The sequence below is a fragment of the Gulosibacter sediminis genome (genome assembly GCF_014904065.1).
Classification (GTDB): Bacteria; Actinomycetota; Actinomycetes; order Actinomycetales; family Microbacteriaceae; genus Gulosibacter; species Gulosibacter sediminis.
Genome location: NZ_JACXJG010000005.1, coordinates 126,931 through 137,511, shown reverse-complemented (window position 1 = coordinate 137,511; position 10,581 = coordinate 126,931). Strand labels below are relative to the sequence as shown.

11 protein-coding genes and 2 pseudogenes (1 of these 13 only partly in view) are annotated in these 10,581 nt (G+C 68.4%); 2 read left to right on the top strand and 11 right to left on the bottom strand.

Features of this window, described 5'->3' with window-relative positions; translation table 11 throughout:
• The 6 genes and pseudogenes from ruvA to pdxS all read right to left on the bottom strand — a co-directional run.
• Positions 1 to 359 (bottom strand): annotated as a pseudogene (ruvA, locus tag ID132_RS14595) (Holliday junction branch migration protein RuvA) (it extends 248 nt beyond the left edge of the window).
• Between the two features lie 4 nt (positions 360 to 363).
• Positions 364 to 984 (bottom strand): crossover junction endodeoxyribonuclease RuvC, encoded by a 621-nt coding sequence (ruvC, locus tag ID132_RS02555; RefSeq protein ID WP_125105826.1) that lies wholly within the window; start codon positions 982 to 984, stop codon positions 364 to 366.
• A 16-nt stretch (positions 985 to 1,000) separates the two neighbouring features.
• Positions 1,001 to 1,762: a YebC/PmpR family DNA-binding transcriptional regulator gene (locus tag ID132_RS02550; RefSeq protein ID WP_125105825.1), complete on the bottom strand. Its 762-nt coding sequence runs from the start codon at positions 1,760 to 1,762 to the stop codon at positions 1,001 to 1,003.
• A 66-nt stretch (positions 1,763 to 1,828) separates the two neighbouring features.
• Positions 1,829 to 3,103, bottom strand: a complete 1,275-nt coding sequence (locus tag ID132_RS02545; RefSeq protein ID WP_125105824.1) for a M18 family aminopeptidase — start codon at positions 3,101 to 3,103, stop codon at positions 1,829 to 1,831.
• Positions 3,104 to 3,123: 20 nt separating this feature from the next.
• Positions 3,124 to 3,720, bottom strand: a complete 597-nt coding sequence (gene pdxT / locus ID132_RS02540; protein ID WP_125105823.1) for a pyridoxal 5'-phosphate synthase glutaminase subunit PdxT — start codon at positions 3,718 to 3,720, stop codon at positions 3,124 to 3,126.
• Complete coding sequence (pdxS, locus tag ID132_RS02535; RefSeq protein ID WP_125105822.1) at positions 3,717 to 4,628, bottom strand: pyridoxal 5'-phosphate synthase lyase subunit PdxS; 912 nt, start codon at positions 4,626 to 4,628, stop codon at positions 3,717 to 3,719. Before pdxS ends, pdxT begins: the two co-directional genes overlap by 4 nt.
• An 84-nt stretch (positions 4,629 to 4,712) precedes the next feature.
• On the opposite strand from pdxS, the gene ID132_RS02530 reads away from it, so the two are divergent.
• Complete coding sequence (locus ID132_RS02530) at positions 4,713 to 5,003, top strand: GntR family transcriptional regulator (protein ID WP_193127784.1); 291 nt, start codon at positions 4,713 to 4,715, stop codon at positions 5,001 to 5,003.
• Positions 4,963 to 6,195, top strand: a complete 1,233-nt coding sequence (gene pdxR, locus ID132_RS02525; RefSeq protein ID WP_193127783.1) for a MocR-like pyridoxine biosynthesis transcription factor PdxR — start codon at positions 4,963 to 4,965, stop codon at positions 6,193 to 6,195. Before ID132_RS02530 ends, pdxR begins: the two co-directional genes overlap by 41 nt.
• A 16-nt stretch (positions 6,196 to 6,211) precedes the next feature.
• On the opposite strand, the gene ID132_RS02520 is transcribed toward pdxR, so the two are convergent.
• The 5 genes and pseudogenes from ID132_RS02520 to ID132_RS02500 all read right to left on the bottom strand — a co-directional run bounded on the left by ID132_RS02520 (position 6,212) and on the right by ID132_RS02500 (position 10,447).
• Positions 6,212 to 6,772 (bottom strand): HIT family protein, encoded by a 561-nt coding sequence (locus tag ID132_RS02520; protein WP_125105820.1) that lies wholly within the window; start codon positions 6,770 to 6,772, stop codon positions 6,212 to 6,214.
• Positions 6,772 to 8,776: pseudogene (gene thrS / locus ID132_RS02515) on the bottom strand (threonine--tRNA ligase). The gene ID132_RS02520 and the pseudogene thrS overlap by 1 nt, the downstream one beginning before the upstream one ends.
• Before the next feature lie 124 nt (positions 8,777 to 8,900).
• Positions 8,901 to 9,314 carry a hypothetical protein gene (locus ID132_RS02510; RefSeq protein ID WP_125105818.1) on the bottom strand — a complete coding sequence of 138 codons (414 nt, stop codon included), beginning with the start codon at positions 9,312 to 9,314 and terminating at the stop codon, positions 8,901 to 8,903.
• Positions 9,315 to 9,464: 150 nt separating this feature from the next.
• Positions 9,465 to 9,716 carry a hypothetical protein gene (locus tag ID132_RS02505; RefSeq protein WP_193127782.1) on the bottom strand — a complete coding sequence of 84 codons (252 nt, stop codon included), beginning with the start codon at positions 9,714 to 9,716 and terminating at the stop codon, positions 9,465 to 9,467.
• A 62-nt stretch (positions 9,717 to 9,778) separates the two neighbouring features.
• Positions 9,779 to 10,447, bottom strand: coding sequence for a pentapeptide repeat-containing protein (locus ID132_RS02500; RefSeq protein ID WP_193127781.1), 669 nt, complete (start codon positions 10,445 to 10,447; stop codon positions 9,779 to 9,781).
• Between the last annotated feature and the right edge of the window lie 134 nt (positions 10,448 to 10,581).

The window sequence follows — 10,581 nt, the reverse complement described above, 5'->3', positions numbered from 1 at the left end:
CCGTCTTCGGGCCGACGCCCGAGACCTTCTTGAAGACCGCGAGGTCTTCGTTCTCGACCGCCGTCGCGAGTTCGTCGGGTCGCAGCTGCGCGAGCACGCCCATTGCCGANCTTCGGGCCGACGCCCGTGACCGACGTGAGCAACCCGAAAACTTCGCGCTCGCGCGCATCCCGGAAACCGTAGAGCGTCAGCGAGTCCTCACGCACGATGAGCGTGCAGGTCAGCGTGAGCTCGGCGCCGACGCGCAGCTCGAGCGCGTGCGTCGCGGTGACGAGCACATCGAATCCGACGCCACCGACCGTGATGATGGCGCGCGTGGCGCCGACGTAGGACACCGTTCCGGTGAGCTGAGAAATCACTAATTCAGCGTAGGCGTCGGCGACCCGAATTCGCGGAACGCTCGGCGGCGAGCCAAGCTTCCTGCGCCGGCGTGGCGCCACTGACGGGCTTTACCTGCCCGAGCCCGGAGCCGTGGGTGCGCTGCTCTGGGCGCACGCGGGCGAGCGGTGACTGCCACGCGGCGCAGATGGCGAGCGCGAGGGCGTCGGCGGCGTCGGCGGGCTTCGGCGGCGCATCCAGGCGCAGGATGCGCTGCACCATGCGCTGCACCTGGGCCTTGTCGGCGTTGCCGTAGCCCGACACGGCCGCCTTGACTTCGGATGGGGTGTGCAGTTCGGCGTCGATGCCACGGCGGTGCGCCTCGCGGATCACGATGCCGGTCACCTGTGCAACGCCCATGACGGTGTTGAGGTTGCGTTGCTCGGCGAAGACGCGCTCGATCGACACCGCCTCGGGACGATACTCGTCGAGTAGCCGCTCGACCGCGACTCCGATGAGCCCGAGCCGCGGCTGGAGCTCGGCGTCGGTGGGCGTGCGGATGACCTCGACGTGCACGAGGTCGACCCGACGCGCCTGGCCAACGTCGACGATCCCGGCCCCACAACGGGTGAGACCGGGATCGATGCCGAGGATGCGTTGGGCCACGCGGGATCGCTCGCCGCTATTCAGCGTCGAGCTGCTCCTGCACGTCGCTCGGGATCTCCATGTTCGTGTAGACGTTCTGCACGTCGTCGAGGTCCTCGACCGCGTCAATCACGCCGAGCACCTTCTTCGCGGTCTCGAGGTCGACCGGCACGAGCACGTTCGCGACAAATTCCGCCTCGGCCGACTCGTAGTCGATGCCGGCCTCCTGCAGCGCGGTGCGGACGGCGACGAGGTCGGTGGCCTCGGTGCGCAGTTCGAACGCCTCGCCGTGGTCGATGACCTCTTCGAGGCCGGCGTCGAGGCCGGCGAGCAGGATGTCGTCTTCGCTCGGCTCGCCGGAGCGCTTTGCGACCTCGATGACGCCCTTGCGCTCGAAGTTGAACGCGACCGAGCCCGGGTCGGCCATGGTGCCGCCCGACCGCGTCACGGCGAGTCGCGTTTCGGCGGCCGCACGGTTGCGGTTGTCGGTCAGACACTCGATGAGCATTGCGACGCCGCCCTGAGCGTAGGCCTCGTACATGATGCTGTCGTACGAGACGACTTCACCGGTAAGGCCGCCGCCGCGCTTGACGGCACGGTCGATGTTGTCGTTCGGCACCGAGATCTTCTTGGCGCGCTGAATCGCATCGGCGAGCGCGGGGTTGCCGTCGGGGTCGGGGCCGCCAGTACGCGCGGCAACCTCGATCACCTTGATGTACTTAGCGAAGGCCTTCGCGCGCTTGGCGTCGATAACGGCCTTCTTGTGCTTGGTAGTTGCCCACTTGGAGTGACCCGACATTGGTTCCCCCTGAATCGATTGCGCTTGCTGAACGCTTTATTTTAGCGGGCCGAGCCCACCCTCCGCTTACGACTGGCCCAAGAACTCGCGCAGGACACGCTCAAGGCCGAGCACATCCTCGAGCGAGGCGAGCTCGCGTGCCGAGTGCATCGACAGGATCGGGATGCCGACGTCGACGGTGCGGAAGCCGAGCCGGGTGGCCGAGATGGGGCCGATGGTCGACCCCGAGGGAATCGAGTTGCGCGAGACGAATCGCTGCACCGGCACCCCGGCGCGCGTCGACAGTCCGTGCCAGAGGGCCTCGCCCGCCGCGTCCGTCGTGTACCGCTGGTCGGCGTTGATCTTGAGGATCGGCCCACGGCCGGCGTGGGGGCGCACCTCGTCGTCGTGATGGCTCGGGTAGTTCGGGTGCACGGCGTGGCCGACATCACTCGAGATGCTCCAGCTCGCGGCGTTGGCGCGCTTCACGGTCTCGACCTCCGCGCCGAGGCCAGCGCGGATGCGCGCGAGCACGTCCTCGAGGAACGGCCCGGCCGCGCCCGTGCGCGAGGCCGAACCGACCTCTTCGTGGTCGAACGCGGCGAGCATCGGGATTGCGCCCTGGGGGTTCGTCGCCGACATGAGCGCGCGCAGCCCGGCGTGCACGCTGACAAGGTTGTCGAGTCGGCCCGACGCGAGCAGGTTCGACTCGAGGCCGATGCGCGCGGGCGCCTGCGCGTCGACCACAAAGCCGTCGAGCGCGACGACCGCGGCGGGGTCGACCGAGGCCGATGCGGCGAGCGCGTCGACGAGCTGGCCGGCGGTGTCGAGGCCGACGATGGGCCGGGTGTGCTGCTGGCGATCGAGCTTGACGCCGTCGGCGTTGACGCCGCGGTCGAGGTGCACCGCGAGCTGCGGGATGCGCGCGACCCCGTCGGCCGTGTGGGCGAGCACGGTGCTGCCGTCGGCGAGGGCGAGCCGCGCCCCGACGCGTAGGTCGCGGTCGAGCCACGAGTTGAGCAGCGGGCCACCGTAGACCTCAACGCCGACCGTCTGCCAGCCCTCGCGGGCGGATGCGGGGCTCGGCTTGAGCCGGAAGCCGGGCGAGTCGGTGTGCGCACCGACGAGATGCACTGGCGCGGCGGCCGCACGGTGCTCGGGAAGCACCCAGGCGATGACGGCGCCGTCGCGGACGACGACGTAGCCGCCCGCGGCGAGGTGCCACTCGTCGGTTTCCTCGAGCCGGGTGAACCCGGCCAGCGTCAGCTGCCGGGCCACCTCCTCGGCAGCGTGGAACGCGGTGGGTGACGCGCTTACGAGGTCACGAATCTGGGTAAACGTGGTATCGATCGTCGGCGTCACGCGCGGCTCCTCGGGGTCGGTTAGCGGGCCTCCTCGACGAGTTCGAGGAAGTGGCGGTGCCAGCTCGTATCGCCGGTCACCTCGGGATGGAACGAGATGCCAAGCAGATTGCCCTGCCGCACCGCGACGACCCGATCGCCCGTAACGCTAGCAAGTGCCTCGGCTCGCTCGCCGACCTCGACGACGATGGGCGCCCGAATAAAGGCGACCGTCGCGGGCTGCTCCCCCTCGATCGGCGAGACGACCTCGGCTTCGAACGAGTCGAGCTGCGAGCCGAAGGCGTTGCGCTGCACGGTGACGTCGAGGCCGCCAAACGTCTGCTGCCCGGGGGCCGCGTCGGTGATGCGGTCGGCGAGCAGGATCAGACCGGCGCAGGTGCCGAACACGGGCATCCCCTCGGCGATGCGCGCACGAATCGGCTCGGCCACCTCGAAGATGCGCGAAAGCTTGTCAATCGTGCTCGACTCGCCTCCCGGCAACACGAGCGCGTCGACCTCGGTGAGCTCGGCCGGGGTGCGCACGAGCCGCACCCGCACGCCGAGCTGCTCGAGCATCCGGGCGTGCTCGCGCACGTCGCCCTGCAGCGCGAGCACGCCGATGATCGGCGCGGGGCTCACCAGCCGCGCTCGGAAAGGCGGTGCGGCTGGGCGAGGTCGGCGACGTTGATGCCGACCATCGCCTCGCCAAGACCGCGCGAGACCTCGGCGATGACGTCGGCGTTCTCGAACAGGGTCGTCGCCTTGACGATCGCGGCAGCCCGGGCCTCAGGGTTGCCCGATTTGAAGATGCCCGAGCCGACGAACACGCCGTCGGCGCCGAGCTGCATCATCATCGCTGCGTCGGCGGGGGTCGCGACGCCGCCGGCGACGAACATCACGACGGGCAGCTTGCCGGTTGACGCGACCTCCTCGACGAGGGCGTACGGGGCCTGGAGCTCCTTCGCGGCAACGTAGAGCTCGTCCTTCGAGAGCGACGAAAGGGCGCGGATCTCGGAGCTGATCTTGCGGATGTGCTTCATCGCCTCCGAAACGTCGCCGGTGCCGGCCTCGCCCTTCGAGCGAATCATCGCGGCGCCCTCGTTGATGCGGCGCAGGGCCTCGCCGAGGTTGGTCGCGCCACAGACGAAGGGCACGTCAAACTGCCACTTGTCGATGTGGTTGACGTAGTCAGCCGGCGAGAGCACCTCCGACTCGTCGATGTAGTCGACCTTGAGCGACTGGAGCACCTGCGCCTCGACGAAGTGGCCGATGCGGGCCTTGGCCATGACGGGTATCGACACCTCGGCGATGATCGCGTCGATGAGGTCGGGGTCGCTCATGCGGGCGACGCCGCCCTGGGCACGAATGTCGGCGGGAACGCGCTCGAGCGCCATGACCGCGACGGCGCCGGCATCCTCAGCGATGCGGGCCTGCTCGGGTGTGACGACGTCCATGATCACGCCGCCCTTGAGCATCTCGGCGAGACCGCGCTTGACGCGGTCGGTGCTCGGGCTGGCGTTGGTGGGGGGAGTTGCAGAAGTGGTCATGTCCTCCATCCTGCGAGGTCAATTGGCCCATTGGAAGATCCACTATCGCTGGACTTTGTTAGACCACTTCGGCAGACTCGAGCCATGCGCTCTCCCGAAATCGCCGAGCTTTCCGTGTCGCTCGACCGCGCGCATCCGCTGCCACTGCCGCAGCAGCTCGCGGGTTCAGTGCGGGCGCTCATCGACCGCGGCGTGCTGCGAGCCGGGGATGCGCTGCCCTCGTCGCGGGCGTGGGCCGCGCGGCTCGGAGTCTCGCGCGGCACCATCGTGACCGCCTTCGAACAGCTGACGGCCGAGGGCTATCTCACGTCGCAGANCTGGCGCCGCGACCACCGTGAACCCCGCGCTTGGGCAGACGCACCCTGGCCGGCATGATGCGGCGCGAGGTGCAGCCGGCATCCCCTCGCTCCCGAGTACCGGTGGCCGCGCACCCGAGACCTCCCTCGACCCCATTGACCTCCTCCCAGGTCAACCCTCGACCGGCACCCTGCGCACGCCCGCGTGGCGGCGCGCGTGGCGCAACGCGGCCGACGCCGACCTCGCGACGCTGCCGCTCGCGGGCGACCCGCGCTACCTCGCCGCCGTGAGCGAGCACTTTCGGCGGATGCGCGGGCTCGCCCGCGACGCCGGCACCTTTCTCGTCACGGCCGGGGCCCGCGAAGGCCTCGCGCTCATCGTGCAGACGATCGCGGCCGAGCGGACCGGCGCCGCGCCGGTGCGTGTCGGTGTCGAGTCTCCCGGCTACCCCTCGCTGCGCCGCGTGCTCGCGCGCCTCGGCTGCGAGCTCGTGCCACTCGAGGTCGACCGTGACGGGCTGCGCACCGACCGGCTCCCCCGTGGCGCGGCGAAGCCCGACCTCGTGATCGTCACGCCGAGCCACCAATACCCGTTTGGCGGCTCACTGCCTATCTCCCGCCGCCAAGACCTGCTCGCGTGGGCGCGCACCGAGGGCGTGCTCATCGTCGAGGACGACTTCGACTCCGAACTCCGGTACGTCGGCCAGCCATTGCCGACACTCACCGCGCTCGACCGCACGGGCGACGGCACCGTCGCGCTCCTCGGCACGTTTTCGTCGACCGTCGCGCCGACAATCGGCATTGGGATGCTCGGTGCGCCGGCGCCGTTGCGGGAGCGGCTGCTCGCGACGCGCGCCGACCTCGGCACCCCGGTCTCGGCAGTGACCCAGCGGGCGTTCGCCGAGTACCTCGCCTCGGGTGAACTGGCTCGACACGCCGCTCGGATGCGCCGCAGTTATCGCCAGCGCCGCGCCGCGGTGCTCGCGGTGCTCGGCGACCTGCCTCAGGTCGAGGTCTCCCCCATGGATGGCGGCCTCCACGCCGTGATTCACACGCGACGCGATGAGGCCGAGCTCATGGCGGCGTGCGAGCGGGCTGGCGTGCGGGTGTCGCCCGGCGCCGTGTACTGGCGTGAGCCGAGCGGTGCGTCACCGAGCGGCCCGAGCGGCGCGAGCAGCGCATCCGCCTCGGGCAGCATCGTCATCGGCTACGCGCACCTCTCGGAGGCGCAACTCGCCGAGGGACTCGCGCGGCTCCGGGCGGCGCTCTAGCGCGAGCGCGTGCGAGCTACTCGGCGTCCCAGAGGGCCGCGATCTCGGCGCGCTGCTCGCCGAGCAGACGCGGCATCGGCTTCGTGCGGCCGATGATCGGCAGGAAGTTCGCGTCGTTCGGCCAGCGCGGCACGATGTGCTGATGCAGATGCCCAGCAATGCCGGCGCCGGCGACCTCGCCCTGGTTCATGCCGATGTTGAAGCCACCGACGCCGCCCTGGTACTTCAGCACCGTCATCGCGCGCTGTGTGAGGTGCGCCATCTCCATGACCTCAGCGTCGGTCGCGAGGTCGTAGGTGGCGATGTGACGGTACGGGCAGACAAGCAGGTGCCCCGTATTGTAGGGGTACAGGTTCATCACGACGTAGCAGAGTTCGCCCCGCTTGACGATGAGGCCGTCCTCGTCGCTCTTGTCGGGCGCCGAGCAAAAGACGCAGGCATGGTCGGGCTTGCGCCGTTCCTCGCCATTGTCGATGTACGCCATGCGGTGCGGCACCCAGGTGCGCTCGAAGCCGTCGGGCACGCCGACGAAGTCGTCGGCCGGCTGCAGTTCGTAGGGTTCGCGCTCGCCCGTCATTACGCCAGCACGTCGGCGTCGGAGCTCACGAGCGTGTGCTCGCGGATGGCCGAGGTGATGAGCGCGATCGCTTCGTCGACGGGCACGCCGTTGCGCTGCGAGCCGTCGCGGAAGCGGAACGAGACGGCGCCCGCTTGGCGGTCGTCCTCACCCGCGATGAGCATGAACGGCACCTTCGCCTTGGTGTGCGTGCGAATCTTCTTCGGCATGCGGTCGGCCGAGTCGTCGAGCTGCGCACGAACGCCCTCGCGACGCAGGCGCGAGATGACCTCGCCGAGATAGTCGGCATACTCATCTGCGACCGGAATGCCGACGACCTGCTCGGGTGCAAGCCAGACCGGGAACGCGCCCGCGTAGTGCTCAAGCATGATCGCGAAGAAGCGCTCGATCGAGCCGAGCAGGGCGCGGTGAATCATCACCGGCTGCTTGCGCGTGCCGTCGGCCGCCGCGTACTCGAGTTCGAACAGCTCAGGCTGGTTGAAGTCGAGCTGCACCGTCGAGAGCTGCCAGGTGCGGCCGATGGCGTCGCGCGCCTGCACCGAGATCTTCGGGCCATAGAACGCGGCGCCAGCCGGGTCGTCGACGAGGTCGAGCCCCGACTCCTCACCGACCTCGCGTAGGGTCTGCTCGGCGATCTCCCACTGCTCGTCGGTGCCGACCGACTTCTTGGGGTCGCGCGTCGAGAGCTCGAGGTAGAAGTCGTTCAGTCCGAAGGCGCGCAGCGTCTCGAACACGAACTCGAGCTGGCGCTGAATCTCGCCCTTGACCTGCTCATCCGTCACGTAGATGTGCGCGTCGTCCTGCGTCAGGCCGCGCACGCGGGTGAGGCCCGAGAGCGTGCCGCTCTTCTCGTAGCGGTAGACCGTGCCGAACTCGGCAAGGCGCAGTGGCAGTTCGCGATAGCTGCGGGCGCGGGCGCGGAAGATGAGGTTGTGGAAGGGGCAGTTCATGGGCTTCAGGTAGTAGTCCTGGCCCTGCTTGGTGACGTTGCCTTCGTCGTCGGTGACCTCGTCGAGGTGCATCGCGGGGAACATGCCGTCCTTGTACCAGTTGAGGTGCTGGCTTGTTTCGAACAGCGCGCCCTTGGTGATGTGCGGCGAGTTGACGAGCTCGTACTCATGCTTGAGCAACTGCTCGCGCATGAACGACTCGATCTCGTGACGGATGATGCCGCCTTTCGGGTGGAACACCGCGAGACCCGAGCCGATTTCGTCGGGGAAGCTGAACAGGTCGAGCTCGGCGCCGAGCTTACGGTGGTCGCGCTTCTGGGCCTCTTCGATGCGGGTCTTGTAAGCGACGAGCTCGTCCTTCGTCGGCCACGCGGTNGCCGTAGATGCGCTGCAGCATCGGGTTCTTCTCGCTGCCGCGCCAGTAAGCGCCCGAGCTGCGCATGAGCGACCAGCCGTTACCGATGAGCTTTGTCGACGGCAGGTGCGGGCCGCGGCAGAGGTCGTACCAGACGGTGTCGCCCGACTTCGGGTCGACGTTGTCGTAGATCGTGAGCTCGCCGGCGCCGACCTCGACGTTTTCGCCGGCGTCGCTGCCCGCGTTGCCCTTGAGGCCGATGAGCTCGAGCTTGTACGGCTCGCTGGCGAGCTCAGCGCGCGCATCCTCGTCGCTCACGACGCGACGGGCGAAGCGCTGGCCCTGCTTAACGATGCGCTGCATCTCTTTCTCGACGGCCTTGAGGTCGGCCGGGGTGAAGGGCTCTTCGACGTCGAAGTCGTAGTAGTAGCCGTCAGTGATGAACGGCCCAATGCCGAGCTTCGCGTCGGGGTGCAGCTTCTGCACGGCCTGCGCGGTGACGTGCGCGGCCGAGTGGCGCAGGATGTTCAGGCCATCTTCGCTGTCGATGGTTACCGCCTCGGCGGTCTGGCCGGCTTCGATCTCGCGGAAGAGGTCGAGCAGCTGACCGTCAACGCGCAGCGCGACGATCGCGGGCTGCTTCGGGGCGTCCGCGAAGAGTTCGGTGCCCGTCGTCGTCGTGCTGGCCTCGAGTCGCAGGGGTGCTGGTGCGTTCTTGAGGTCTAGTGCAGACACGTCGTCTCCTACTTGCGCGGATGCGGTGGTTAAGTTGCCGGCGCACGGCGCGTCGGCTATCGAACGATTCTAGGTGGTGCGGGTTGCCCTAGCTGACCGTGGTGCCGCCGAGGGCGTCGACGAAGTCCTGCGGGTTGTCAACGTTGAGCAGCCAGTTTTCGCCGACGAGCAGGTGCGTCTGCACGGCGAGGTTCTTCGAGCGATCGACCGCGGCCGCGAGTTCTTCGGGGTTCGCGTAGACGGCCATGACGACGGTGTCGGAGCAGCGCCCAGCCTTGGCGTCGTAGTCGCCCGGGTCGATTTCCTCCCAGGCCTCGCAGGTGCCGCCCGCGGCGACATACGCGTCGCGCAGCTCCTCGACAGTCGAGAATTCGGTCGCGTCACCGGTCACCGCGGGCACCGCTTCCCCGCCGCCCGAGCAGCCGGCCAACACTGCGCCGACCGCCGCCGCGATGCCGATTCCCTTGACCCGACGCATGCTGCTGCCACTCACCTGATTCACCGGGCCATCCTATCGACCCGGGAAGCCCGCAAGTGTTTCGTACGATGTCGGCGTCGCCGCTTCGAGCACGTCAGCGATCTCGTCGTTGATGGGCAGCCGGCGAATGAACGCCCCCATCGCCGCACAGACAGGCGCGGCGACGAGCAGCGTCTATGGCCCGACGGAACCCTCGGCGCGGCCCGCGACCGACGCGATGGCTGTGGCCACGAACGGTATTTGCCAGTCGACGTTCTCTACGACGAGCGCGCTAATCGGCACAGCGAGCGACGAGGCGAGCAACATCACGCTGACCCGCCAGGCGGTCTTCAACACACCCACGCCGAGCAGCCTGGGCAGCTCGCCCTGAATCGGCGTATGGATAGCTTGCGTGAAGAAGGCGCTCACGTCTGCGAAGGCGAGCACTCGAGCGGTCCTTCGCGACGCTCGCCGCCGCATCCCAGCCGTCGCCCGGGTTGCAAGCGTGCTCAGTCGGCGAGCGTGATGCCGAGGTGGTCAGCGAACGTTTCGGTGAGGTCAACGGCCTGGTGAAACGTCAGGACCGTGCCACGCATCGACGTTAGGCCGCGCACGCGGCTCAGTTCAGCGCCGCGCAGATCGAAGTGCTGCAACCTGGCCTGATCGAGGATGAGTGTGCGCACCGTGCACTCGTGGAACGCGACCCGGTCTGCGCGGGCCAGCGTCAAGTCGAGTTCGTCGATGACGCAGTTCTCGAAGCGAATATCGCGTAGCGTCGCGGCACGAAGGTTCACAAACGACATCTTGGATGCGGTGATTCGCACCCCGCGGAGGTCGGCCTCAGCAAGGTCGACGGCGCCGAGCCGGGAGCTTTCGATGTGCACGTCGCGCCAGTCAGAGCCGGCCGCTTCGAGCTCGGGTGCGCTGACTCGCTCGAGCCGAGTCTCAGCGATGCTGACGTTGCGGAGCTGCGCCGCGTGCACCTCGAGCCCGAGGAACTCGCACTCGCTCACGCTCACGCTCGAAAGTTCACGACCCCCGAGGTCTGCATCGACATACCGACGTGCCTCGTAGTAGCCGGCAGCGACGATCTCGAGCGCACTGGCGTCGGTGAGCTCTGGCAGACGCAGCTCGTCAACCATCGGCGCCACAATCTTTGGGGTTCGATTCGCTGTCACGTCCGCTCCTATTCGTCGGCCTGCAGCCTACCGAGAGGCGACGACAAAGGGCCCGTTCGCGCTCCGAAACATCGCCCCAGGTCACTGCCTAACGAAGAAACCCCCTGATTACTCAGGGGGTTTTGCTCGTGCGC